This window comes from Streptomyces sp. NPDC031111 (assembly GCF_055570675.1).
The window spans coordinates 278,410-302,434 of the sequence record NZ_JBVIGS010000001.1 but is presented as its reverse complement, the minus strand read 5'-3'; the positions used below and the strand labels follow the sequence as shown (position 1 = coordinate 302,434).

Here is a 24,025-nt window from a genome sequence, read left to right as displayed (position 1 = left end):
CACTGGTGAGCGTGACAGCAAGCGCTTTCTATGTACGTAGAAGCTAGCCTCTGAACGGCGGTGCCGACAAGACCGCAACCGACCCGAGTTGTTCGAGGGGGCGAACAACCGCGCGGATGGCCGTAGGGTCTGCTCGGAACCACGGGTGTGGGTGTGGGTGTGTACGACGGCGTACGGCGAGACGCGGCGAGACGCGCGAGGCGGAGGACGACAGATGACGGTGACCCTGGCGGACGTGGCGGCCCGCGCGCAGGTCTCCCCCGCGACGGTGTCGCGCGTGCTCAACGGGAACTATCCCGTGGCCGCGTCCACCCGGGAGCGGGTGCTGAAGGCCGTGGACGAACTGGACTACGTCCTCAACGGGCCCGCGAGCGCCCTCGCCGCCGCGACGTCCGACCTGGTCGGCATCCTGGTGAACGACATCGCCGACCCGTTCTTCGGGATCATGGCGAGCGCCATCCAGGGGGAGATCGGGGGGCCGGGCGGGCGCGCGGGCGGGGAGAGACTCGCGGTCGTGTGCAACACGGGCGGGTCGCCGGAGCGCGAACTCACGTATCTCACACTGCTCCAGCGGCAGCGTGCGGCGGCGGTGGTGCTGACCGGCGGCGCGATCGAGGACGCGCCGCACAAGGCGGCGATGGACGCGAAGCTGCGGAAGCTGGCGGACGCGGGGACGCGGGTGGTGCTGTGCGGGCGGCCGCAGGCGCCGGAGACCGGGGCGATCGCGCTGACCTTCGACAACCGTGGCGGCGGGCAGGAACTCACCGAGCATCTGATCCGGCTGGGGCACCGGCGGCTCGGCTACATCGCCGGCCCCCAGGAACGTACGACCACCCGTCACCGGCTGGAGGGCCACCGGGCCGCGCTGGCCGCGCACGGCATCGAGGAGGACCCCCGGTGGACCGTCCACGGGCGGTACGACCGGCGGTCGGGGTACGAGGCCACGCTCGAACTGCTGCGGAGGGACCCGTCGTTGACGGCGGTGGTCGCGGCGAACGACTCCGTCGCGCTGGGGGCGTGCGCGGCGCTGCGGGACTCGGGGCTGCGGATTCCGGACGACGTGTCGGTGGCCGGGTTCGACGATCTGCCGTTCAGCATCGACGCGGTGCCGGCGCTGACGACGGTGCGGTTGCCGTTGGCGGAGGCGGGGGCTCGGGCGGGGCGGATCGCGATGGGGCGGGAGGAGGAGCCGCCGGGGGGGATTGCGGCGGTGCGGGGGGAGTTGATGGTGCGGGGGTCCACCGCGGGGCCGCGGGATTGATCGGACCTGGGTCCGGTTTTGGGCGGTCCCGGCGGCGGGTGCGTTGTCGGCTGCGGGTTGTGGGGGTTTTGCGCAGTTCCCCGCGCCCCTGAAGGGGTGCGTTGTCGACTCACGGTCGTGGGGGTTTTGCGCAGTTCCCCGCGCCCCTGAAGGGGGTGCGTGGTCGGCTGCGGGTCGTGGGGGGATTCGCGCAGTTCCCCGCGCCCCTGGGCGTCGTGGGGGATCTCGCGTAGTTCCCCGCGCCCCTGAGGGTGGGATGTTTGACTGGGTCAGAGATATTCTGGGGTGGGAGTCGGGGACACGATTGGAGGGGTTGTCGTGACCGTTCAGGAAGTGCGCGCCTTCAACCGGTTCTATACGAACGTCATCGGGGCGCTCGACTACAGTCGGCGGCTGTATGCCCCGTACACCCTTACCGAGTCACGTGTGTTGTATGAGCTCGCGCACTCGCCGCGTACGGACGCGGCGGATCTGCGCTCCGAGCTGGCGCTGGACGCCGGGTATCTGAGCCGGATCCTGAACCGGTTCGAGCGGGACGGGCTGATCGAGCGGGTGCCCTCCCCGCAGGATCCGCGCCGTCGGCGCGTCACCCTCACCCCGCAGGGCCGGGAGACCGCCGCCCTGCTGGCCGAACGGTCGAACCAGGCCGTCGGGACGTTGCTGTCGACGGTTCCGGCCGCCGACCGGGACCGCCTCTCGGAGGCCATGCGCACCATCCGCGACCTCCTCTCCGAGGGCCGCGGGCCCGGCCGTGAGGACGTCCTCCTGCGCGAACCGGGCCCCGGCGACCTGGGCTGGATCGTGCAGCGCAACGCTGCGCTGTACGCGGCCGAGTACGGCTGGAACGCCGACTACGAGGTGCTGGTCGCCAAGATCGTCGCCGAGTACGCGCAGGACCACGATCCCCGGGGCGAGCGCGTGTGGATCGCCGAGCTGGACGGGCGTCCCGTGGGCTGTGTGATGTGCGTACGGGACGAGGCTCCCGGCACCGCCCGGCTCCGTCTCCTCCTGGTCGAGCCGGACGCCCGGGGCCTGGGCATCGGCGACCGGCTCGTCTCGGCGGTCGTCGACTTCGCGCGCTCGGCCGGCTACCGGGACCTGGTCCTGTGGACCAACGACGTACTGACCTCCGCCCGCCACATCTACCAGCGGCACGGCTTCACACTGGTCGCCGAGAAGCCGCACCGCTCCTTCGGCAAGGACCTGGTCGGCCAGGACTGGCGGCTGGAGCTGGGCACGACACCGGAGTGACAAGGAGGAGTCAGCCGGGTGGGTCGCGGGTAGGGTCCGTTGCCATGAAGCTGGCGTTCTCCACCCTCGGCGTCCCCGGGCTGCCGCTCACCGACGTACTCGCCCTCGCGACCACGCACGGCTACCACGGCGTGGAGCTGCGCGCCCACCCCGAGGAACCCGTCCATCCGGGCCTCGGGCCCGCGGAACGTGCCGATGCGGCCGCCGCGTTCAAGGCGGCCGGCGTCGAGTTGCTCGGCCTCGCCGGTTACGCCCGGGTCGCCGCGCCGGGTGAGGACGAACCCGTCATCGCCGAGATCCGGGAGCTCCTCGACCTCGCCCGGGACCTCGGCGCCCCGTTCGTCCGGGTCTTCCCCGGCGGTGGCACCGAGCAGAGCCCCGAGGAGGCGGACGCGACGGCGGCGCGCCGGCTGGGCACGGCCGCCGAGCACGCGGCCGACCTGGGTGTACGGATCCTGCTGGAGACCCACGACTCGCATCGCACCGGCGCGGACGCGATGCGGATCCTCGGGCTGGTCGGGCACCGGCAGGTGGGTGTGCTGTGGGACGTGATGCACACGTGGCTCGGTGGCGAGCAGCCCGTGGAGAGCTATGCGGCGCTCTCGCCACACCTCGGGTACGTCCAGGTCAAGGACATCGCCTCAGCCGAGGACACGACGCCGCTGCCGCTGGGTGCGGGTGTGCTGCCGCTCAGCGACTGTGTGGAGGTCCTGTCCCGCCATGGGTGGGACGGGTGGCTCTGCTGGGAGTACGAGAAGCGGTGGTACGACGCGGCGGCGCCGCTGGCCGGGCTGCTCACGCCCGCCCGCGACCACCTGACCCGCCTCCTGACCGAGTCGGCCTGACCGCGGGCTCGTGCCTCCCTCAGTGCCTCCCAGGGCGGCACGGGGTGACACGGGGTGACACGGGGGCATACCCGCCCCTCCCCCGCCCACTGCGAGTGGCCTCCCCGCCCCTGCGGACAGTCGCGCCTCCCCCTGTGCCACCCAGGGCGGCACAGGGGGGCACGGGGTGGGCATAGCGGCCTCTCCCCCGCCCCACTGCGGGCAGTCGTGCCGCTGGGGCGGCACGGGTGGGCGCAGCGGCAACCCGTCGTCGCCGGGCTGCGCACCCCGCCCCCGGCCCCTGGGCACCCCGGGACACCTGGACCGGGCGGAGGTCGCGCTGCCCGGCGCTTGCGGGGTGCCGTCGCGCCCACCCGTGCCGCCCTGCGGCACGACTGCCCGCGGATTGGCGCGGATGGGCGCGGCGGGGCGCGGATGGGCCGGCGTGACCGCGGCTGGGCAGGCGTGCCCGCGGCTCGGCGCCGATGGGTAGGCGTGCGGGGGACTGGGACGGCGAGTCGGGTGCGCCGCCCGGGTGGGATCAGGGGCGGGTGAGGGCCGGTTCGGGGGCCGGCCCTGGGGCCGGGGCGCGGCCGCGCAGGGGCATCGATGCCAGGGCGACCCCGCCCACCAGCAGTGCCGCCGCGCACCACCGCAGTGGGGTCACCGACTCGCCCAGGAACAGCGCCGCCGACGACATGCCGAAGACCGGGACGAGCAGCGAGAACGGCGCGACCGTGGACGCGGGGTGGCGGCGCAGCAGCCACCCCCACGCGCCGAAGCCGAACACCGTCGCGACCCAGGCGACGAAGAGCACCGTGCCCACGCCCGCCCAGTCGAGCCCCCGCAGCGCGTCGAGGTCGGCCGACGGGCCCTCCAGCAGCAGGGACAGGGTCAGCAGCGGAAGCACCGGCACCGTGCTCACCCAGACCATGAAGTTCAGGGCGTCCGGGGGTGCCGCCTTGCGGGTGAGGATGTTGGAGACGCCCCAGCAGGCCGCCGCCGCGACGACCAGGGCGAAGCCGCCGAGCGGACCCGAGGCGCCCTCGTCGACCGCCGCGACGCCGATGCCGGCCAGCGCGACCGCCATGCCCACCAGCCGGACCCGGGAAGGGCGTTCACCGAGGAGCGCGAAGGCGAACAGGGCCGTGAACACCGCCTGGATCTGGAGCACCAACGAGGACAGCCCGCCCGGCATGCCCACGTCCATGCCGACGAACAACAGCCCGAACTTGGCCACCCCGAGGGCCAGGCCCACGCCCACGATCCACGTCCACGCCACCTTGGGCCGCCCCACGAGGAACACCGCGGGCAGCGCCGCCACCAGGAAGCGCAGGGCGGAGAACAGCAGCGGCGGGAAGTGGTCCAACCCGACCTCGATGACGGTGAAGTTCACCCCCCACACGGCGGTGACGAGGACGGCGAGGAGCACGTGGGAAGGTCGCATACGTCGAGGATCACCGCCCGCCACACTTCAGCACCAGCGACGATTCCTGCATGGTTGGATGAAGCATCGCTAACCGATCGGGGAGCCGCCGTCATGCTCGACCTCCAGCGTCTGCGCGCCCTGCACGCCGTCTCCGTCCACGGCACCGTCGGGGCCGCCGCCGTGGCGCTCGGGTACACCTCGTCGGCCGTCTCCCAGCAGATCGCCAAGCTGGAGCGGGAGACCCGGACGGTGCTGCTGGAGCGGGAGGGCCGGGGCGTGCGGCTGACCGACGAGGCGCATCAACTGGTGCGCGCCGCCCGGGAGCTGATCGCCATCGTGGAGCGGGCGGAGACCGAGCTGGAGGAGCGGCGGGGGGTGCCGGCCGGACGGCTGACGATCGCCGCGTTCGCGTCGGCGGCGCGCGGACTGATGCCGCCGGCGCTGGCGGACCTGGCCCGCCGGCATCCCGCGCTCGACACCCGGCTCACCGAGATCGACCCGCATCTCTCCGTGGACCTGGTGGCCAAGGGCGCCGTCGATCTCGTGGTGGCGCACGACTGGGACATCGCGCCGCTGCCGGCCCCGGCGGGCGTGGAACAGGCGGTCATCGGGGACGACCTGTGCGATCTGCTGGTGCCCGAGGGGCATCGGTTCGCGGGACGTACGGCGGTGCGGCGGGAGGAGCTGGGCGGTGAGCGGTGGATCTGCCAGCCGCCGGGGCGGGTCTGCCACGAGTGGCTGGTGCGCACCCTGCGCGCGGCCGGGCACGAGCCGGAGATCGTGCACCAGGCCGACGAGAACCCGACCCTGGTCGCCCTGGTCGCGGCGGGGCTCGGCATCGCGCTGATCCCCCGGCTGGGGCGCGGCCCGCTGCCCGAGGGTGTGGTGGAGGTCCCGCTGGACCCCATGCCCGTACGACGGCTGTACGCGCTGTGGCGCACGGGCGCGGCCCGCCGCCCGGCAATCGCGGAAACGGTCCGCACACTGAGCGAACACTGGCCGGAGGTGTCGGCGCACTGAAGTCCCGTCCGGAAATCCGGTCCGGGACGGGAACCCGTGGGCGGGTCCGTCCGTCCCATGGGCAGGCTGCCGGATGAGTCTCCGTGGCGCGGTGTCGGCCCTCGCTGCTGGCTGCGATCGCTGACCCACCCTCTCCGCCGTGCCGCGGCCGGCAGCACGCCGTCATCGGCGCGCCCCCCTCCCAATGCGCCGATGACGGCCCCTCCCCGTTGCTGCGCATTCCCTTGACTGGCAGAAACTTCCCGGATATTGGTGACCTCCTGGCAGTTTCCTTCAATGGATGTCCTTCAGCGGATCCCCGGCCCCCCGCGGATCACCTTCCAAAGGAGCGCACGTGCCCGACAGCAGCACCGGAAGCACGGGAAGCACCGCACGTCCGTCCAGACGCACCGTCCTCGCCGCGACGGCGGGCGTCACCACGGCCCTGGCGGCCGGCGGCACCGTCCACGCGGCCACCGGCCCGTCCGCCCCCGACGACAGAAAGCTGCGCGCCCTCATCTCCCGCATGACGCTGGAGGAGAAGGTCGGCCAGCTGTTCGTGATGCGGGTCTACGGCCACTCCGCGACCGAGCCGGACCAGGCCGACATCGACGCCAACCTCAAGGAGATCGGCGTCCGCACGGCCGCGGAGCTGCTCGCCAAGTACCGGGTCGGCGGCATCATCTACTTCGCCTGGGCGCACAACACCCGCGAACCGCACCAGATCGCCGACCTGTCCAACGGCATCCAGCAGGCGTCCCTCGGACTGCCGCGCGGCCTGCCCGTGCTCATCTCCACCGACCAGGAGCACGGCATCGTGGCCCGCGTGGGCGAGCCCGCCACCCTGTTCCCCGGCGCGATGGCCATCGGCGCGGGCGGCTCCCGCTCCGACGCCCGCACCCTCGGCCGGATCGCGGGCGGCGAACTGCGCGCGATGGGCATCCGCCAGAACTACTCGCCGGTGGCCGACGTCAACGTCAACCCGGCCAACCCCGTCATCGGCGTCCGCTCCTTCGGCGCCGACCCGGGGTCCGTCGCCGCCCTCGTCGCGGCGGAGGTCAAGGGCTACGAGTCCGCCCACATCGCCTCGACGGCCAAGCACTTCCCGGGACACGGCGACACCGTGGACGACAGCCACGCCAAGCTGCCGTACATCCACCACACCCGCGACCAGTGGGAGCAGCTCGACGCGCCACCGTTCGAGGCCGCGATCGCCGCCGGCATCGACTCGATCATGACGGCCCACATCGTCGTCCCGGCGCTCGACGCCTCCGAGGACCCCGCCACCCTGTCCCGCCCCATCCTCACCGGCATCCTCCGCGAGGAACTGGGCTACGACGGCGTCGTGGTGACCGACTCCCTCGGCATGGAGGGCGTCCGCACCAAGTACGGCGACGACCGGGTGCCGGTGCTGGCCCTGAAGGCGGGCGTGGACCAGCTCCTCAACCCGCCGTCCCTGGACGTCGCCTGGAACGCCGTGCTGAACGCCGTGCGCGACGGGGAGCTGACCGAGGCCCGGCTCGACGAGTCGATCCTGCGCGTGCTGCGGCTGAAGGCCAAACTGGGCCTGTTCAAGGACCCGTACGTCACTCACGCCGGTGTCGACCGCACCGTCGGCACGCGTACGCACCTGGCCACCGCGGACCGGATCGCCGAGCGGACCACCACCCTGCTCGCCAACGAGGGCGGTCTGCTGCCGCTGTCCCGGCGCAGCCGGCCGAAGCTGCTGGTGGTCGGCGCCGACCCCGCCTCCCCGTCCGGCACGACCGGACCGCCGACCGGGGTCCTCGCGGGCGCCCTGACCGAACTGGGCTTCACGGCCACCGCCCTGTCCACCGGCACGGCACCGTCCGCCGCCACCATCGCCAAGGCGGTCGCCGCGGCCGGGGACGCGGACGCCGTGGTCGTGGGGACGTACAACGTCGGCGCGACCAGCAGCCAGAAGACGCTGGTCGAGCAGTTGCTGGCGACCGGGAAACCGGTGGTGGCGGTCGCGATCCGCAACCCGTACGACGTCGCCCACCTGCCGGGCGTCCCCGCGTATCTGGCGACGTACTCCTGGACCGACGTCGAACTGCGGGCGGCGGCACGGGTGATCGCGGGCAAGGTGGACCCGCGCGGCACCCTGCCGGTGCCGGTGCAGCGGGCGGACGACCCGGCGACGGTGCTCTACCCGGTCGGACACGGACTGACGTACTAGCCGCCGCCGAGGGGGCGCCACCCCTACCTTGTTGGACGTAGCGCCCGTACGTCACACATCCCGACGCACCGTGTCCAAGGTGCGCAAAGCACCCCACATGTCTGGCGTGACCCGGCTCGCCCGGTCACGCTGGACGGGGGTGTCCGGGGGGATGACGATGCACGTGAGAAGTGGGTGGGGGGCGTCCGCCGCGCTCGGGGCGGCGGTCGCGGTGCTGCTCACCGGCTGCCAGACCCCGTCGAGCGGTGGCGAGGAGGACGGCCGGGCGGGCGGGCGGCACACGGAGAGCGCGGCACCGACGGCGGCCGTGCCGTCCGGGTACGGGGCGGAGTTCCTCGGGGTCGACGAGTGCAGCTCCTTCGGCCGGACCAGCTTCACCGAGGTGTCCTGCGCGGGCGAACGGGCCGCGGCCCGGGTGGTCGCCCGGCACGACGGCACCGCGCGTGACGGGCCGCGCTGCCCGGCCACCACGGACTTCGTCCTGCACATCAGCGAGCAGCGCCCCGCCGCCGACGAGGACGGCGACGGCGCGGTGCCGCGCGGCTACGCCTGCATGCGCCACCTCCAGCCGCCGCACCCCGGGGACCCGGGCGGCGGGGGCGGGCCGCGCACCATCGTCGGCGACTGCGTCCACGACCTCGGCGACGGCAAGGTCCGCGAGACGGCCTGCGACGGCAGCGGCGAGCGGGAACCGCAGTACAAGGTGGTGAGGGCCGTGGACGACCGGTCCAAGTGCCCGGCGTCCACGGCCCTCTACGTCCGGATCGGCGGTCCGTCACCGGTGGGCTGCGCCCGCCCGGTGTAGGCCCGCCTCACCCCCGCTTACGGGCGCAGCGTCCGGTGCCGCTCGACGTCCCGCTTGTCCAGCTTGGCGTCGAACTTCGCCAGCGGCTTGGCCGCCGCCGGGTTCTCCTGGACCGCGCTCGGGGCGACGTCCGCCCAGTCGAGGATGCGGGCCGTGGCGAACGCCTTCTCCTCCGCGACCAGACCGGCCACGTTCGCGCCGTGGTTCATGCCGGGCGCGGTGACGACGTACGAGTCACGCGCGCCGTGCCCGAGACGGAACGGCTCGGCGCCCCACGGGTCGTTCTCGCCGTACACGAACAGCATCTGGTTCGCGTTGTGGCGGACCCAGGAGTCGACGTCCCGCATGACCCACGGCTCGAACTCCATGTCGATCGAGCGGGGCACGAAGTTGCGCGGCGGCTGGTAGCCGTAGCGGATGTACTTCTTCTCGATGTGCGGGAAGTGGATGGTCGGCGCGCCCAGCTGCGTACCCGCCTGGTAGTAGTACGGCGTGTACGGGCTCAGGCCCTGGTCCGTGTAGAACGAGAACCCGGAGATCGTGTCGATCGAGGTCCAGATCTCGTCGTCGGTGGCGTTCTTGGCGTCCGCCGGGATCTGCTCGCAGTCGGCGAGGGTGCTGTACTGCCAGAAGCCCCACACGTAGTCGAGGACGACGGCCTCGTAGGCCCGGTCCAGGCTGCCGATGGTGTCGAAGGTGTAGCCGTTCTCGGCGGCGACCGCCTCGTACTTCTCCTTCAGCGGCGCCCGGCGCACCAGCGCCTCGCGCTGCACGCCGTTCAGCCGGTCGCGGCACTCCTTGGTGCCGACGCCCGCGAAGAAGCGGTCGTAGGCCGAGTCCTCCTTGTTCACCACGTCGTTGGGGGCGACGTAGGCGACCACGCCGTCCATGTCACGCGGGTAGAAGCGCTCGTAGTAGGTGGCGGTCATGCCGCCCTTGGAGCCGCCGGTGGAGATCCAGTTCTCGGAGTAGATCTTCTTCAGCGCCTTGAAGATGCGGTGCTGGTCGCTGGCGGCCTGCCAGATGTCCAGCTTCGACCAGTCGGCCGGCTCGGGCCGGGACGGGGTGAAGAAGCGGTACTCCATGGAGACCTGGTTGCCGTCCACGATCTGGGTCGGCTCGGCGCGGCGCGGCGTCGTGGAGACGCTGTAGCCGCCGGTGTAGAAGACGGTCGGCCGCGCGGTGTCCTTGTGCAGCACGGTGATCCGCTGCTCGAACGTGCCCTTGGAGGGCCTGCGGTGGTCGACCGGCTGGGTGTAGTTGAGGACGAAGAAGCGGTACCCGGTGTACGGCTTCTCCTCGATCAGGCTCATGCCCGGTATGGAGAGCAGTCTCTCCTTGATGTCAGTGGTGCCGGTGGCCTCCGGCTCGGCGGCGGTGGCCGCCCCGGCCGTACTCATGGTGCCTATGAGCACCGTGAGCGCCAGCAGCCATCTGAGCGCCTTGCGCATGCGCACTCCCCTGTGAGACAGATGTGCGCCGGAAGCTACTCGACCAACTCCCCGCAGCACCAGGGGACATAGGGTTAACCCTCGGTCAGGCGCGGGTCAGCACAGGATCCAGCCGGAGCTGACGGACCCTCCGCCGACCCTGCCCTTCACCCAGACGCAGCGGCGGCCGGCGTGCACGGTCACCGGCCCCGCGTGGTGCTTGAAGTTGCCCTCGTCGACGACGGGACGGCCACCGCGCGCCCGCACGCTCACCGACATCTTCCGCTTGGTGCCGGGCTTCTTGGTGAGGGTGACGGCGCACACGTAGCCGCCGCGCTTGTAGACGACCACGGACCCGGTGGAGAACGGCAGGGTGCGCACCTTGCGGCCGGGGCAGTGCGCGGCGGCGTGCGCCTCCCCCGGCGCGGCGACGGCGAGCAGCCCCGAGGCGGTCAGCACCGCAAGGCCGAGCGCGAACCGCCGGCGTATCGCTCCACTGCTCACAGTCGTCCTCCCGTACCGCGCCCGACGCGCCCAACGGCGTACGCGTGTACGGACGCATGACGTAGGCCGGATGGTTGCGCCCGGGCGGCCGCGCCTCACGCCGGCGCGGGCACGTCCTCCCCGACGAACGTCCGCCACAGCGCGGCGTACTTGCCGCCGAGCTTGAGGAGTTCGTCGTGCGTGCCGTCCTCCGCGACCCGGCCGTGGTCCATCACGACCACCCGGTCGGCGCGGGCGGCGGTGGTCAGGCGGTGGGCGACGACGAGGGTGGTACGACGCCCGGCGAGGCGGTCCGTCGCCTGGTTGACCTGTGCCTCGGTGGCCAGGTCGAGCGCGGCCGTGGCCTCGTCGAGCAGCAGCACGTCCGGGTCGACGAGTTCGGCCCGCGCCAGCGCGATCAGCTGGCGCTGTCCGGCGGAGAGGTTCCGGCCCCGCTCGGCGACCTCGTGCAGGTAGCCGCCCTCCAGCGTGGCGATCATGTCGTGCGCGCCGACCGCGCGGGCCGCCGCCTCCACCTCGGCGTCGGTGGCGTCCGGGCGGCCGTAGGCGATGGCGTCCCGGACGGTGCCCGGGAAGAGGTACGCCTCCTGCGGTACGACCCCGAGCCGGTGCCGGTACGCGGTGATGTCCAGGTCGCGCAGGTCGACGCCGTCGACGGTGACCCGGCCGCCGGTCGGGTCGTAGAACCGGGCGACCAGCTTGACCAGGGTGGACTTGCCGGCGCCGGTCTCGCCGACGAAGGCGACGGTCTGTCCGGCGGGGATGGTGAGGTCGATGCCGTCGAGCGCCTCCTCGCCGTCCCCGTACGCGAAGTGCACGTCCTCGAAGGCGATCTCGCCGCGCAGCGACGGCACGTCGAGCGGCTCGGCGGCGTCCCCGGTGGAGGTCGGCTCGCGCAGCAGCTCCTGGATGCGGCCCAGCGAGACGGTTGCCTGCTGGTAGCCGTCGAAGACCTGGGAGAGCTGCTGCACCGGAGCGAAGAACAGGTCGATGTACAGCAGGTACGCCACCAGCGAGCCGATCGCCAGCGTCCCGTCGTCGACCCGTCCCCCGCCCACGATCAGCACCGCCGCGGCGGCGATCGAGGACAGGAACTGCACGAACGGGAAGTACACCGAGATCAGCCACTGGCCCCGGACGCGGGCGCTGCGGTAGTCGGCGCTGCGCGCGGCGAACCGGCGCCCGCCGTCCCGCTCGCGGCGGAACGCCTGCACGATCCGCAGCCCGGACACCGACTCCTGGAGGTCGGCGTTGACCACCGACACCCGCTCACGCGCCAGCTCGTACGCCTTCACGCTGGCCCGGCGGAAGAAGTAGGTGGCGACGATCAGCGGGGGCAGGGTGGCGAAGACGACGAGGGCGAGTTCGACGTCGAGCACCAGCAGGGCGACCATGATGCCGAAGAAGGTGACCACCGAGACGAACGCCGTGACCAGGCCGGTCTGGAGGAACGTGGACAGCGCGTCGACGTCCGTCGTCATCCGGGTCATGATCCGGCCGGTCAGCTCGCGCTCGTAGTAGTCCAGGCCGAGCCGCTGGAGCTGGGCGAATATCTTCAGCCGCAGCGTGTACAGGACGCGTTCGCCGGTGCGTCCGGTCATCCGGGTCTCGCCGATCTGCGCGGACCACTGGGCGATCACGGTGAGCAGGCCGAGCAGGGAGGCCGCCCAGACCGCGCCGAGGGCGGCCTGGGTGACGCCCTGGTCGATGCCGTGCCGGATCAGCACCGGCAGCAGCAGGCCCATGCCCGCGTCCACGGCGACCAGGCCGAGGCTGATGAGCAGGGGCGTCCGGAAGCCGCGCAGGAGGCGGCGCAGGCCGTAGGAGTCCTCGGGGCGGACCGCGCGGGCCTCGTCGATGTCGGGGACGTCGTCCGCCGGGGGCAGCGCCTCCACCTGGGCGAGGAGTTCCGGGGTGGCCGGGGTGCCGGCCAGGGCGGTGTCCTTGGGTTCGCGGTCGCCGGTCCACAGGTGGGGGGTGACCCCGCGTTCGGCGTCGAACTCGGCGTCCAGCTCCTCCCGGACCGAGGTGTCCTCCTCCTGCGGCTCGGCGGGCGGGGTGTGGCCCGGGGAGACGGCGCCCAGCTCGTCGGGGTCGGTGAGCAGCCTGCGGTAGAGGGCGGAGCGCCGCTGGAGCTCGTCGTGGGTGCCGATGGCGGCGAGCCGGCCGCCGTCGAGGACGGCGATGCGGTCGGCGAGGTTGAGGGTGGAGCGGCGGTGGGCGATCAGCAGGGTCGTACGGCCCCGCATGACCTCCTTGAGCGCCTCGTGGATCTCGTGCTCGACGCGGGCGTCCACGGCGGAGGTGGCGTCGTCCAGGACCAGCAGGCGCGGGTCGGTGAGGATGGCGCGGGCCAGGGCGACGCGCTGGCGCTGGCCGCCTGAGAGGGTCAGGCCGTGCTCGCCGACGGTGGTGTCGTAGCCGTCGGGCAGCTCGGCGATGAACCGGTCCGCCTGGGCGGCGCGGGCGGCGGCGACGATCTGCTCCTCGGTGGCGTCCGGGCGGCCGTACGCGATGTTGTTGCGCACGGTGTCGGAGAAGAGGAAGGAGTCCTCCGGGACCAGCCCGATGGCCGCGCGCAGGGACTCGGTGGTCAGCTCGCGCACGTCGAGGCCGCCGACGAGGACGGCCCCGCCGGTGACGTCGTAGAAGCGCGGCAGGAGCAGGGAGACGGTGGACTTGCCGGAGCCGGAGGCGCCGACGACGGCGAGGGTCTCGCCGGGGCGGATCTCGAAGGAGAGGCCGTCCAGGACCGGCTGGTCGGGGTCGTAGCCGAAGGAGACGTCGTCGAACTCGACGGTCGCGGGGGCATCGGCGGGCAGTTCCTTGGTGCCGTCGGTCAGGGACGGCTCGGTGTCGATCAGCTCCAGGACGCGCTCCGTGCCCGCGCGGGCCTGCTGGCCGACGGTGAGGACCATCGCGAGCATCCGGACCGGGCCGACGAGCTGGGCGAGGTAGGTGGAGAAGGCGACGAACGTGCCCAGCGTGATGTGCCCGCCCACCGCGAGCCAGCCGCCGAGTGCCAGCATCGCCACCTGGCCGAGGGCGGGCACGGCCTGGAGCGCCGGGGTGTACACGGAGTTCAGCCGGATGGTGCGCAGCCGGCCCGCGTACAGCCGCCGTCCGACCTCGCGCAGCTTGCCCGTCTCCTGCTCCTCCTGCCCGAAGCCCTTCACCACGCGCACGCCGCTGACCGCCCCGTCGACGACTCCGGCGACGGCTCCCGCCTGCGCCTGGGCGTACCAGGTGGACGGGTGCAGCCGGGTGCGGCTGCGCTTGGCGATCCACCACAGGGCGGGAGCGACGGCGAGGGCGACGGCGGTCAGCGGCAGGGACAGCCACGCCATGATCACGAGGGAGATCAGGAACAGCAGCAGGTTGCCGAGGGTCATCGGCAGCATGAAGAGCATGCCCTGGATCAGCTGGAGATCGCTGGTGGCACGTCCGACGACCTGGCCGGTGGACAGCTCGTCCTGGCGTCTGCCGTCGAGCCGGGTGATCGTCCCGTACATGTCGGTCCGCAGGTCGTGCTGGACGTCGAGGGCCAGCCGTCCGCCGTAGTAGCGGCGGACGTAGGTGAGGACGTAGACGACGAACGCGGCGCCGACGAGCAGACCGGCCCAGGTGCCCATGTCCCTGGTCCTGTCGCCGATCACGTCGTCGATGATCACCTTGGTGATCAGCGGCACCAGCGCCATGACGGCCATGCCGCCGAGGGAGGAGCCCAGCGCGAGGACGACGTCCTTCGGATGACGCCACGCGTATCCGGCCAGTCGCCGTGCCCATCCCCGTTGCGGTGTCACGCGGGTGCCCTCCGATCGTCCTGATCTACCGGAAGGCACCAACGCGATCAGCGGCGGATTTCATCCCTCCGCAACATTCAGGGGCGTACGCGCAGGGCGTAGAAGCGGGTGGTCTGGCTGGGGTTCTCGTTGTCGTCGCTGACCAGGAGCACCTTCAGCCGGCCGTGGTCGCGGCCCGTGACCGTCATGCCCTCGATGTTGTCGAGGAGCGGGTTGGGCTGGGGCTGCTTGGCGGTGGCCCCGAGGGAGGGGCAGTCGACGAGGTCGGCGAGCAGGGTCTTGTCGTACGAGGTGCCGTGCCGGTCGGCCAGGTAGAGGCGGACGGTGTTGCCGACGCCGGCCGTGAAGCCGCGCTCCAGGACGAGCAGGCGGCCGTCGGGGGTGGCGGTCACCTCGGGGACGCCGAGGCCCCGGTCGACCCGGTAGGTGTACTGGTCGCCGAGCCGGAAACCGCCGTGCGCGGTGCGCCGCCAGGTCTGGAGGCGGACCTGGTCGTCGGGGTCGCCGGCGACCGGGTACTCCATGGACGCCAGCAGGGTGCGGCCGCCGGGGAGGAGGGTCAGCCCCTCGAAGGTGCCGTTGGAGCGGGCGGGGCCGTCGGGAGCGGTGCGCAGGTCGTCGGGGACGGGGAGGCGGCCCAGGAGGGTTCCGTCACGGGAGTAGCGGCGCACGGAGGGCTCGGTCTCCGAGGAGACGAGATACGTGCCGTCCCGGTCGGCGACCAGCCCTTCGGAGTCGAGCGCGGCCCCCTTCTCGTCGGCGAGCGGGATCACGCCCTCGGGCCGGAGGGTGCGGGCGTCCAGCCGGAAGAGGGCGGAGCGGTCGGAGAGGGCGGCGAGGGTGCCGTGGCCGTCGGGGGCCAGCGCGGAGAGGTTGCCGACGTAGGTGCCGTCGTACGTCGTCCTGTCGAGCGCGTCGGAGTAGCGGTCGATGGAGACGGACGGGGAGCAGGCGCCGCCGCCGTGAGCGGCGGCGGGGCCGGCGGCGGTGAGGCAGCCGGCGGCCGCGAGGGCGGCGGTGAGGGTGGCGAGGATCGGTCGCAGACGCATGGCCGTCACCGTAGGGCAGCGGGGTGACGGCGGGTCACTTCTCACCGACACGTGACCGACACCTTTCCTTCACCCCCACGCATACATGTCCATGTCACGCTTCGTTCGGCCGCTCAATCAACTCGCGTAGATCGGACGTCCCCACATGCCCGTGACACACATACGCCGCCGCTGGAAGACGCTCGCGCTGGCCACCTCGGCGGTGCTGGTCGGCCTCGCCGTCCCCGCGCTGAACGCCCCCGCCGCCGCCGCGTACGACGACACGTACTACGCCGACGCGATCGGCAAGACCGGCCCGGCGCTCAAGGACTCCCTGCACACGATCATCAGCGACCAGACGAAGATCTCGTACTCGGCGGTCTGGGAAGCGCTGAAGGTCACCGACCAGGACCCGAACAACGGCAACAACGTGATCCTGCTGTACTCGGGCATCTCCCGCAGCAAGTCCCTCAACGGCGGTGACGTCGGCGACTGGAACCGGGAGCACGTGTGGGCCAAGTCCCACGGCGACTTCGGCACGTCCACCGGTCCCGGCACCGACCTGCACCACCTGCGCCCCGAGGACGTCCAGGTCAACTCCATCCGCGGCAACAAGGACTTCGACAACGGCGGCAGCTCGTTCAGCAACAGCGGCGGCAGCCTCACCGACTCGAACTCCTTCGAGCCCCGCGACGCCGTCAAGGGCGACGTGGCCCGCATGATCCTCTACATGGCCGTCCGCTACGAGGGCACCGACGGCTGGCCCGACCTGGAGCCCAACGACTCCGTCACCAACGGCAGCAACCCGTACCACGGCCGCCTCTCGGTCCTGAAGCAGTGGCACCAGGAGGACCCGCCGAGCGCGTCCGAGGAGCGCCGCAACGAGGTCATCTACACCTCGTACCAGCACAACAGGAACCCGTTCATCGACCACCCGGAGTGGGTCGAGTCGATCTGGTAACCACCGGGCAGCACCGCTCTCCGCTCTCCGCGGGCAGTCGTGCCTCCCCCAGTGCCTCAAGGGCCTGGGAGGTACCCCCAGCGGCACGGGTGGGCGCGACGGCACCCCGCCAGCGCCGGGCCGCGCGACCCACCCCCGGCCCATACCGACCGAGCGCCCCGCGCGTGCGGCGCCCACCGCCCGGCGGCACGCACCCCGCCGAGCCCCCGGTTCGCTCCATCAGGTGGTGTGGACAGCGGACCGTCCCGATCGCACCCACCCCACGGCAACCCTGGAATCGCCCCGGCAGATCCGCCGGGGCGATTCCATGCCTCCACGACGCCTTACTGGAGAGTGCCGTGAAGACTCGTTCCTGGTCCCTCGCCGCCGCCCTCACCCTGACCGCCCTGCTGCTGCCGGCCCACGCCGCGTCCGCGGCGCCGGCCGCACCCCCGTCCTGCCCCGACGGATCGGTGTGCTTCTGGAGCAAGGAGGGCTTCGACGGCGACTACTGGGAGTGGACCGCGCGCAGCGGCTACCGCGACATGCCGCCCCGACTCCACGACCACGTCGGCTCGGTCGTCGCGAGCACCCGTGCCTGCTTCGTGAACTGGCAGCCGGTCGAGAAGCGGGACGTCTTCAACGGCGACTGGCGCTCCCGCTACCTCGGCGACTTCGGCGGGCGGATCGACGGGGTGGGCCCGGGCGCCTGCTGACGCGCCGGACACACCGCCCTCCCGGCGTCCTCACGCCGGGTAGGGCGCGGCCTCGCGTGCCGAGCGGAGCGCACCCGCCCACCAGGACAGCTGGTCGAGCAGGGTCTTCGCGTAACCGGGGGCCTCGGAGTCGAGCGGGCGGCCGTCCTGCCACGAGGTGAAGTACATCGGGAAGGCGAGCCCGTCGCGGATGGTCACCGCGTGGAGTTCCGTGAGGACGTTCTCCAGGTGCAGCACCGCGTGCCGGCCGCCCGCCGCGCCGCCGTAGCTGACGAAGGCGACGGGCTTGGCCGTCCACTGGGTGAAGTGCCAGTCGATCGCGGCCTTCAGGGATGCCGGGTAGCTGTGGTTGTACTCGGGTGTGACCAGGATGAACGCGTCGGCGCCGTCCAGCGCCTCCGTGAGTGCCGCCATGCCGGCGGGGCGGGGGTAGTCGTGGCCGGCGTACTTCGGCGACACGGCGGGCAGTTCCATGGGGATGTCGAAGTCCGCCAGGTCGACGACGTCCACGTCGAATCCGCCGTGCTCGCGGGCCTGCTCGGCGACCCATGAGCCCACGACGGGGCCGAACCGGCCCTCGCGAACGCTGCCGACGACGACCACGAGCCTGTGCTTGGTGTTGTCCATGCCCTCCACCCTGGAATCGCGGCGCGGGAGCAGCCAGACCGTGCTCAGGCTGGCCCCGACAGGGCCACCCTGAGCACTACGCGCGGGGCGGGGAGCCGTCCTAGGCTCGGGGTCATGGGGACACCGCTCGGGGACTTCGTACGGACCAAGCGCGACAGCATCCAGCCCGAGACGCTGGGACTGCCGGACCACGGCCGCCGCAGGTCACCGGGCCTGCGCCGCTCCGACGTCGCCACCCGGGCCGGGATCAGCGTCGAGTACCTGACCCGCATCGAGCAGGGCCGTGACCGCAATCCCTCGATCGCCGTGCTGCACGCGCTCGGCGACGCGCTCGCCCTCGACCCGGCGGAACGGGAGCACCTGCGCTACCTCGCGAAGATCACCGGTGGCGAGTGCACCGGTCACCTCGGGCCCGAGCCGCCGCGCCGCGAGGTCCGGCCGTCCGTCCTGGAGACCCTCCGTCTCCTGGAACCGGGCATCGCGGTGGTGACCAACAGGCTGGGCGATCTCCTCGCGTGGACCGGCGCCTACGAGGCCGTGGCGGACGGCACGGGACTGCTGGAGGCCGACGAGCCGAACCTCACGCGCTACGTCTTCACCGACGCCCGCGCGAAGGCGTACTTCGCCGACTGGGACGCCGTCGCCGACGAGCAGGCGTTCGACCTGTGGCTCGGACCGACGGTCGAGAACGCGGAGTGGTTCGCGGCGGAACTCGCCCCCGACGCCGGACCGGAGTTCACCCGGCGGATGAACCGTCACGTCGTGCCGCCGCGGGGCGTGCTGCGGCTCCGTCACCCCTCCGGATGCGAGCTGCGGCTGCGCCGGGAAACGCTCGACCTTCCCTCGGACGCACAGCACCTGCTCGTCCTGCTGCCCGCGGACGAGGAGACGGCGCGGGCCGTCGGCCGGCTCCGCGACGGGGCACGCCACGGCAGGCTCCGGGCCATCTCGTAGCGCCCGCCCCTCAGCCCAGGTGCGTAGGCGCGAACATGCGCAGCACGGCGGGGAGTACGACGACCGACGGGCCCGGCGTCGACAGGGCCTTCGCCAGGTCCTGCTCCAGGGTCTCGGGGGTGGTGCGCACTCCGGGGACACCGAAGGACTCCGCCAGGGCCGCGTAGTCCGGGCGGGTCAGTTCCGTCGCCGTGGGCTCGCCGAAGGCGTCGGTCATGTACTCGCGGAGGATGCCGTAGCCGCCGTCGTCGACGATGAGCCAGGTGACGTTCAGGTCGTACTGGCGGGCCGTGGCCAGTTCGGCGACGGAGTACAGGGCGCCGCCGTCGCCCGAGACCGCGAGGACCGGGCGGGTGGGGTCGGCGACCGCCGCGCCGAGGGCGGCCGGGAAGCCGTAGCCGAGGCCGCCGGCGCCCTGCGCGGAGTGCAGGTGGTTGGGGCCCATGGCGTCGAAGGCGGACCACGCCCAGTAGGCCAGGATCGTCATGTCCCAGAAGGACGGCGAGTCGGTGGGCAGGGCCCGGCGGACCGCCGTCAGCACCTGCTGCTCCAGGGTGAGTTCCTGGGCGGCGATGCGTGCGCGTACGCGGTCCAGGACTTCCCGTACCCGCTCGGGCGCCGTCGCGTCCTCGCGCGGCTCCACCGTCTCCAGCAGCGCCTGGAGCGCGAGGCGGGCGTCGGCGTGGATGCCGAGGCCCGGGTGGTTGGACTCCAGCTTGCCGAGGTCGGCCTCGATCTGGACGACCCGCCCGCGCGGCTTGAACGTGTGGTAGTTGGAGGAGAGTTCGCCGAGTCCCGAGCCGACGACCAGCAGGACGTCGGCGTCCTCCAGGAAGTCGGTCGTGTGGCGATCCTCCAGCCAGGACTGGAGGGACAGCGGGTGCGTCCAGGGGAAGGCGCCCTTGCCGCCGGGGGTGGTGACCACCGGCGCCTGGATCCGCTCGGCGAGCTGCCGCAGCTTGCCGGAGGCGTCCGAACGGACCACTCCCCCGCCCGCGATGATCGCGGGGCGGGCGGCGTTCGCCAGCAAGTGGGCTGCGAGGGCCGTCAGTTCGGGGCGTGGGGGCAGTTCGTCCGGGGTGGCGTCCATCGCCGTCACCACCGGCAGGATCGTCTCGGCGAGCAGCACGTCCTGCGGGATCTCCACCCACACCGGCCCGTGCGGGACGGTCAGCGCCGACTGCCAGGCCGCAGCGATCGCCGACGGGATCTGCGAAGCCGTACGCACGGTGTGGACGGACTTGACCACGCCCCGGAACGAGGCCGACTGGTCGGGGAGTTCGTGCAGATAGCCGTGGCGGCCACCGCCCAGCCCGGCCGTCGGGACCTGGCTGCTGATCGCCAGCACGGGAGCGGAGGCGGCCGCCGCCTCCTGGAGCGCGGCCAGGGAGGTGAGGGCTCCCGGGCCGGTCGACAGCAGCAGCGGGGCGGCCTCGCCGGTGATCCGGCCGTACGCGTCCGCCGCGAAACCGGCGTTGTTCTCCACCCGCAGGCCGATGTACCGCAGGTCGGAGCGGCGCAGGGCGTCGAACAAGCCGAGGGCGTGCTGGCCGGGCAGGCCGAAGACGGTGGTGGCGCCGAGCCCGGCCAGGGTCTCCACGACCAGGTCTCCGCCGTTGCGGCCGGGGGGAGGATTCAGCGCGGCCTCCGTCTGCGCGGCGGTCGGGCGGAGCACCAGGTCGTGGTCGTGAGTCACTTCGCGCGGGCCTCCGCGATCTGGCGGGACATGATCGTGGTCAGTTCGTACGCCGTGTGGGACGCGGCCACCGACGTGATCTCGGCGTGGTCGTACGCGGGGGCCACCTCGACGACGTCCGCGGAGACCAGGTTGCAGGAGGCCAGCCCGCGCAGGATCTCCAGCAGCTCGCGCGAGGTCATGCCGCCGGCCTCGGGGGTGCCGGTGCCGGGGGCGTGGGCGGGGTCCAGGCAGTCGATGTCGATGGAGATGTACAGCGGGCGGTCGCCGATGCGCTGGCGCAGCTGGTCGGCGACCTCGTCGGCGCCCCGGCGGTAGACGTCGGCGGAGGTGACGATGCCGAAGCCCATCTTCTCGTCGTCGGTGAGGTCCTGCTTGCCGTAGAGCGGGCCGCGGGTGCCGACGTGGGAGAGGGCGGAGGTGTCGAGGATGCCCTCCTCGACGGCCCGGCGGAACGGGGTGCCGTGGGTGTACTCGGCGCCGAAGTACGTGTCCCAGGTGTCCAGGTGGGCGTCGAAGTGGAGCAGGGCGACCGGGCCGTGCTTCTTCGCGACCGAGCGGAGCAGCGGCAGCGCGATGGTGTGGTCGCCGCCGAGGGTCATCAGACGGGCGCCGGTGCCGAGGAGGTCGTCTGCGGCGGCCTCGACGGTCTCCACGGCCTCGTTGATGTTGAACGGGTTGACGGCGATGTCACCGCCGTCCGCGACTTGGGCGAGGGCGAACGGGGAGGCGTCCTGCGCCGGGTTGTACGGGCGCAGCAGCCGGGATGCCTCGCGGATGGCGTTGCCGCCGAAGCGGGCGCCCGGCCGGTAGGAGACGCCCGAGTCGAACGGAACACCCACCACGGCGACGTCGGCACGGCCGACCTCGTCGAGGCGGGGCAGCCGGGCGAAGGTCGCGGGGCCCGCGTACCGCGGGACGCGGGAGGAGTCGACGGGGCCGCGGGGCGTCTCGTTACCGCTCATGGGGACTGCCTTCTTTCCTGTTCTTCGCCTTGCTCATGTCCCGACCATAGAGGGGCGGAAAGCATCTGCGAAGTGTACGTTTCATCCATTCCCGCCGCACGGAGTGGAGGAAGTGTCCAGCATGTCGGATCCCATGGTCCCACCCACGCCGCCCGTGCGCCTGGACGCGCTCCTGGCACGCGAGGACCTGGGGCTGCGCCGGGTCGCCGGGCCCGACGACCCCGGCACCGTCGTGCACTGGGCGCACGCCTCGGAGATGGCGGACCCGTACCCGTATCTGCTGGGCGGGGAGCTGCTGCTGTCGGCGGGCGTGCACATCCCGGAGGGGGCGGGCGCGGGCTACTTCGACGCGTATGTCTCGCGGATCGTGGCGGCGGGCGGGGCGGCGCTCGGATTCGGTCTGGCGCCGGTGCACGAGACGGTGCCGGGGGCACTGGTGGAGGCGTGCGAGATGCACGGCCTGCCGCTGCTGGAGGTGCCGCCGCGCACCACGTTCTCGGGGGTGGCGCGGGCGGTCTGGCAGCTGATGGCGCAGGCCCGGCTGGCGGAGCTGCGCCGGGTCACGGAGGCCCAGCAGTCCCTCGCCACCGCGGCAGGCCGCCCGGACCCGGTCCGCTCGGTCCTCCACCAACTGGCCCAACGGATCGGCGGCTGGACGGCCCTGTACACCCCGGACACCACAGAAATCGCCACAGCGGGACCCACCCCACCCGCCGAGTCGAAAGAGGCCCTGACCAACCTGACCAAAGTGGTACGCCCCGCCGTAGCTGCGGGCAGTCGTGCCGCTGGGGCGGCACGGGTGGGCGCAGCGGCACCTCACAGCGCCGAGCAGCGCGCCAACCCCCGCCCCGCCCCCACCACCGCCAGCGACACCATCAACGGCACCCACCTCGCCGCCTACGCCCTCACCCCAGGCCACGGATTCGTCCTCGGCGTAGCCTCGCCCCACCGCACCCCCGGCGACCACACCATCGCCTCAGTCGCCGCCGTACTCCTCTCCCTCCTCACCGGCGAACAGCACAGCGGAACCACCACGGCCCGCACCTCCGCCCTGGTACGCCTACTCCTGGGCACACCCCCCGAAGACGTCGCCCCCCTGCTCGGCGGAACCAGCTGGCAAGTCGTGCACGCACGACCCAACGGCCCGGCCCCGCCGGACCCCCTCGCCGCCTCCGCCCTCGGCACCGCACTCGGCTCGTCCCTCGTGGACCCGCCCGACCCGGCCAACCCGGCCGACCCGGCCGACGGCATCGTCAGGGTCCTCGTGCCGGCCGACCGCCCCATAGACGCCCTGCCCGGCTGGACCCTCGGCATCAGCGCCCCCGCAGCCCCGCCCGACTGCCCCGCCGCCGACACCCAGGCCGCCCGCGCCCTGGCCCGCGCCCACGCCACCCGCACCCCGCTGGTCCGCCACGGCACCCGCCCCGCCCTCGCCGACCTCGTCCCGAAGGACGACGCGGCAGCGCACGCCCAAGCCCTGCTCGCCCCGATAGCGGACACCCCCGCGCTGACCGACACCCTGCGCACCTGGCTCTCCCTGCACGGCAGTTGGGACCGTACGGCGGTGGCGCTGTCCGTGCACCGCAACACCGTGCGACAGCGCATCGCCCGGTGCGCGGCCCTGCTGGACGCGGACGTGGACGACCCGGACGTACGGATGGAACTCTGGTTCGCCCTGCGGAGCACCTGAGCCGCGCGGGTCCTGAGTAGCCGTACGGAGTCGCGTGAGTACGTGACGCACGTCCCAGCGCTCGATACGCCAGGGACGCCCACAGTGCGCTGCTTCACAATGGGGGCATGCCGATACCCGGGACACCCAGCCGCTCCGAACTCGTCGAACACCTGGTGGCCACCCGCATCGCGGGCGACGTCGCCACGCCGCGCGAGAACAACCTCTCCCACTACCGCAAACTGGCGAACGGCGACCGCCACTTCTGGCTCGGGCTGGAGCTCGGCGACCGCTGGAGCGACGAGCAGGACGTGCTCGCGGTGATGGCGGAGCGGGTCGGCGTCAACGACGACCCGGAGTACCGGTACGGGCAGGACACCATCGACCCCGAGCTGACGGTCGCCGGGCTGGAGCGGATGGCGGGGCGGCTGCGGAAGGCGGCGGACGGGCAGCAGCGGGTGCTGTTCGCGACCGGCCACCCGGGCGGGCTGCTCGACGTGCACCGGGCGACGGCCGCCGCGCTGCGGGCCGCGGGCTGCGAGATCGTGGTCATCCCGGACGGGCTGACGACGGACGAGGGCTATGTGATGCAGTTCGCGGACGTGGCGGTGCTGGAGCACGGCGCGACGCTGTGGCACACGCACTCCGGGGAGCCGATGAGGGCCATCCTGACGGCCCTGGAGCGCGAGGGCCGCCCGCTGCCGGACCTGGTCGTCGCGGACCACGGCTGGGCCGGCTACGCGGGGCAGCACGGCGTGGACTCCGTCGGCTACGCCGACTGCAACGACCCGGCCCTGTTCGTGGCCGAGGCGGAGGGCACCGTCCAGGTCACGGTCCCCCTCGACGACCATGTGACCAGCCCCCGCCACTACGACCCGATGACGGCGTATCTGCTGGCGGAGGCCGGACTCGTCTGAGGCCTGA

19 protein-coding genes are annotated in these 24,025 nt (G+C 72.7%); 11 read left to right on the top strand and 8 right to left on the bottom strand.

Annotated features, from left to right (window positions below):
• Window positions 1–214 precede the first annotated feature (214 nt).
• From ACZ470_RS01400 to ACZ470_RS01390, 3 genes are all read left to right on the top strand, one after another.
• Window positions 215–1,261 carry a LacI family DNA-binding transcriptional regulator gene (locus ACZ470_RS01400; RefSeq protein ID WP_468423302.1) on the top strand — a complete coding sequence of 349 codons (1,047 nt, stop codon included), beginning with the start codon at window positions 215–217 and terminating at the stop codon, window positions 1,259–1,261.
• 318 nt (window positions 1,262–1,579) lie between these two features.
• The gene (locus ACZ470_RS01395) at window positions 1,580–2,512 is read left to right on the top strand and encodes a bifunctional helix-turn-helix transcriptional regulator/GNAT family N-acetyltransferase (RefSeq protein WP_468423301.1); all 933 of its coding nucleotides are present in this window, start codon (window positions 1,580–1,582) and stop codon (window positions 2,510–2,512) included.
• Between the two features lie 44 nt (window positions 2,513–2,556).
• Window positions 2,557–3,357: a sugar phosphate isomerase/epimerase family protein gene (locus ACZ470_RS01390; RefSeq protein WP_468423299.1), complete on the top strand. Its 801-nt coding sequence runs from the start codon at window positions 2,557–2,559 to the stop codon at window positions 3,355–3,357.
• Window positions 3,358–3,877: 520 nt separating this feature from the next.
• On the opposite strand, the gene ACZ470_RS01385 is transcribed toward ACZ470_RS01390, so the two are convergent.
• Window positions 3,878–4,783 (bottom strand): EamA family transporter, encoded by a 906-nt coding sequence (locus tag ACZ470_RS01385; RefSeq protein WP_468423297.1) that lies wholly within the window; start codon window positions 4,781–4,783, stop codon window positions 3,878–3,880.
• A 93-nt stretch (window positions 4,784–4,876) separates the two neighbouring features.
• Between ACZ470_RS01385 and ACZ470_RS01380 the strand changes: the two genes are divergently transcribed.
• The 3 genes from ACZ470_RS01380 (at window position 4,877) to ACZ470_RS01370 (ending at window position 8,769) form a co-directional block, all read left to right on the top strand.
• Window positions 4,877–5,785 (top strand): LysR family transcriptional regulator, encoded by a 909-nt coding sequence (locus ACZ470_RS01380; protein ID WP_468423296.1) that lies wholly within the window; start codon window positions 4,877–4,879, stop codon window positions 5,783–5,785.
• A 334-nt stretch (window positions 5,786–6,119) separates the two neighbouring features.
• The gene (locus tag ACZ470_RS01375; RefSeq protein WP_468423295.1) at window positions 6,120–7,964 is read left to right on the top strand and encodes a glycoside hydrolase family 3 protein; all 1,845 of its coding nucleotides are present in this window, start codon (window positions 6,120–6,122) and stop codon (window positions 7,962–7,964) included.
• Between the two features lie 157 nt (window positions 7,965–8,121).
• Complete coding sequence (locus ACZ470_RS01370; RefSeq protein ID WP_468424032.1) at window positions 8,122–8,769, top strand: hypothetical protein; 648 nt, start codon at window positions 8,122–8,124, stop codon at window positions 8,767–8,769.
• Window positions 8,770–8,786: 17 nt separating this feature from the next.
• Here the strand turns inward: ACZ470_RS01370 and ACZ470_RS01365 are convergent, their stop codons facing one another.
• From ACZ470_RS01365 to ACZ470_RS01350, 4 genes are all read right to left on the bottom strand, one after another.
• Window positions 8,787–10,220 carry a S28 family serine protease gene (locus tag ACZ470_RS01365; protein ID WP_468423293.1) on the bottom strand — a complete coding sequence of 478 codons (1,434 nt, stop codon included), beginning with the start codon at window positions 10,218–10,220 and terminating at the stop codon, window positions 8,787–8,789.
• 96 nt (window positions 10,221–10,316) lie between these two features.
• Window positions 10,317–10,703 carry a hypothetical protein gene (locus tag ACZ470_RS01360; RefSeq protein WP_468423291.1) on the bottom strand — a complete coding sequence of 129 codons (387 nt, stop codon included), beginning with the start codon at window positions 10,701–10,703 and terminating at the stop codon, window positions 10,317–10,319.
• Between the two features lie 95 nt (window positions 10,704–10,798).
• Window positions 10,799–14,506: an ABC transporter ATP-binding protein gene (locus ACZ470_RS01355; RefSeq protein WP_468423289.1), complete on the bottom strand. Its 3,708-nt coding sequence runs from the start codon at window positions 14,504–14,506 to the stop codon at window positions 10,799–10,801.
• 77 nt (window positions 14,507–14,583) lie between these two features.
• Window positions 14,584–15,555 carry an esterase-like activity of phytase family protein gene (locus ACZ470_RS01350; RefSeq protein ID WP_468423288.1) on the bottom strand — a complete coding sequence of 324 codons (972 nt, stop codon included), beginning with the start codon at window positions 15,553–15,555 and terminating at the stop codon, window positions 14,584–14,586.
• Between the two features lie 145 nt (window positions 15,556–15,700).
• Between ACZ470_RS01350 and ACZ470_RS01345 the strand changes: the two genes are divergently transcribed.
• Window positions 15,701–16,495, top strand: a complete 795-nt coding sequence (locus ACZ470_RS01345) for an endonuclease I family protein (protein WP_468423286.1) — start codon at window positions 15,701–15,703, stop codon at window positions 16,493–16,495.
• A 338-nt stretch (window positions 16,496–16,833) separates the two neighbouring features.
• Window positions 16,834–17,190 carry a peptidase inhibitor family I36 protein gene (locus tag ACZ470_RS01340; protein WP_468423285.1) on the top strand — a complete coding sequence of 119 codons (357 nt, stop codon included), beginning with the start codon at window positions 16,834–16,836 and terminating at the stop codon, window positions 17,188–17,190.
• A 30-nt stretch (window positions 17,191–17,220) separates the two neighbouring features.
• On the opposite strand, the gene ACZ470_RS01335 is transcribed toward ACZ470_RS01340, so the two are convergent.
• The gene (locus ACZ470_RS01335) at window positions 17,221–17,817 is read right to left on the bottom strand and encodes an NADPH-dependent FMN reductase (RefSeq protein WP_468423284.1); all 597 of its coding nucleotides are present in this window, start codon (window positions 17,815–17,817) and stop codon (window positions 17,221–17,223) included.
• A gap of 114 nt (window positions 17,818–17,931) precedes the next feature.
• On the opposite strand from ACZ470_RS01335, the gene ACZ470_RS01330 reads away from it, so the two are divergent.
• Complete coding sequence (locus ACZ470_RS01330) at window positions 17,932–18,771, top strand: helix-turn-helix domain-containing protein (protein WP_468423282.1); 840 nt, start codon at window positions 17,932–17,934, stop codon at window positions 18,769–18,771.
• Between the two features lie 10 nt (window positions 18,772–18,781).
• Here ACZ470_RS01330 and ACZ470_RS01325 read toward each other — a convergent pair whose 3' ends face one another.
• On the bottom strand, window positions 18,782–20,467 hold the full coding sequence (locus tag ACZ470_RS01325; protein WP_468423281.1) for a thiamine pyrophosphate-binding protein: 1,686 nt from the start codon (window positions 20,465–20,467) through the stop codon (window positions 18,782–18,784).
• Complete coding sequence (speB, locus tag ACZ470_RS01320) at window positions 20,464–21,432, bottom strand: agmatinase (protein WP_468423280.1); 969 nt, start codon at window positions 21,430–21,432, stop codon at window positions 20,464–20,466. The genes ACZ470_RS01325 and speB overlap by 4 nt, the downstream gene beginning before the upstream one ends.
• A gap of 121 nt (window positions 21,433–21,553) precedes the next feature.
• On the opposite strand from speB, the gene ACZ470_RS01315 reads away from it, so the two are divergent.
• Window positions 21,554–23,122, top strand: a complete 1,569-nt coding sequence (locus tag ACZ470_RS01315; RefSeq protein WP_468423279.1) for a PucR family transcriptional regulator — start codon at window positions 21,554–21,556, stop codon at window positions 23,120–23,122.
• Window positions 23,123–23,229: 107 nt separating this feature from the next.
• Window positions 23,230–24,018 (top strand): phosphatase, encoded by a 789-nt coding sequence (locus tag ACZ470_RS01310; protein ID WP_468423278.1) that lies wholly within the window; start codon window positions 23,230–23,232, stop codon window positions 24,016–24,018.
• Window positions 24,019–24,025 lie beyond the last annotated feature (7 nt).

What these genes read in the sequence shown, in the direction of transcription:
- ACZ470_RS01390 (WP_468423299.1), top strand. Translation starts at nt 2,557, where the DNA reads ATGAAGCTGGCGTTCTCCACCCTCGGCGTCCCCGGGCTGCCGCTCACC.
- ACZ470_RS01400 (WP_468423302.1), top strand. Translation starts at nt 215, where the DNA reads ATGACGGTGACCCTGGCGGACGTGGCGGCCCGCGCGCAGGTCTCCCCC.
- ACZ470_RS01365 (WP_468423293.1), bottom strand. Translation starts at nt 10,220, where the DNA reads ATGCGCAAGGCGCTCAGATGGCTGCTGGCGCTCACGGTGCTCATAGGC.
- ACZ470_RS01330 (WP_468423282.1), top strand. Translation starts at nt 17,932, where the DNA reads ATGGGGACACCGCTCGGGGACTTCGTACGGACCAAGCGCGACAGCATC.
- ACZ470_RS01345 (WP_468423286.1), top strand. Translation starts at nt 15,701, where the DNA reads ATGCCCGTGACACACATACGCCGCCGCTGGAAGACGCTCGCGCTGGCC.
- ACZ470_RS01385 (WP_468423297.1), bottom strand. Translation starts at nt 4,783, where the DNA reads ATGCGACCTTCCCACGTGCTCCTCGCCGTCCTCGTCACCGCCGTGTGG.
- speB (WP_468423280.1), bottom strand. Translation starts at nt 21,432, where the DNA reads ATGAGCGGTAACGAGACGCCCCGCGGCCCCGTCGACTCCTCCCGCGTC.
- ACZ470_RS01370 (WP_468424032.1), top strand. Translation starts at nt 8,122, where the DNA reads ATGCACGTGAGAAGTGGGTGGGGGGCGTCCGCCGCGCTCGGGGCGGCG.
- ACZ470_RS01350 (WP_468423288.1), bottom strand. Translation starts at nt 15,555, where the DNA reads ATGCGTCTGCGACCGATCCTCGCCACCCTCACCGCCGCCCTCGCGGCC.
- ACZ470_RS01380 (WP_468423296.1), top strand. Translation starts at nt 4,877, where the DNA reads ATGCTCGACCTCCAGCGTCTGCGCGCCCTGCACGCCGTCTCCGTCCAC.
- ACZ470_RS01310 (WP_468423278.1), top strand. Translation starts at nt 23,230, where the DNA reads ATGCCGATACCCGGGACACCCAGCCGCTCCGAACTCGTCGAACACCTG.
- ACZ470_RS01315 (WP_468423279.1), top strand. Translation starts at nt 21,554, where the DNA reads ATGTCGGATCCCATGGTCCCACCCACGCCGCCCGTGCGCCTGGACGCG.
- ACZ470_RS01335 (WP_468423284.1), bottom strand. Translation starts at nt 17,817, where the DNA reads ATGGACAACACCAAGCACAGGCTCGTGGTCGTCGTCGGCAGCGTTCGC.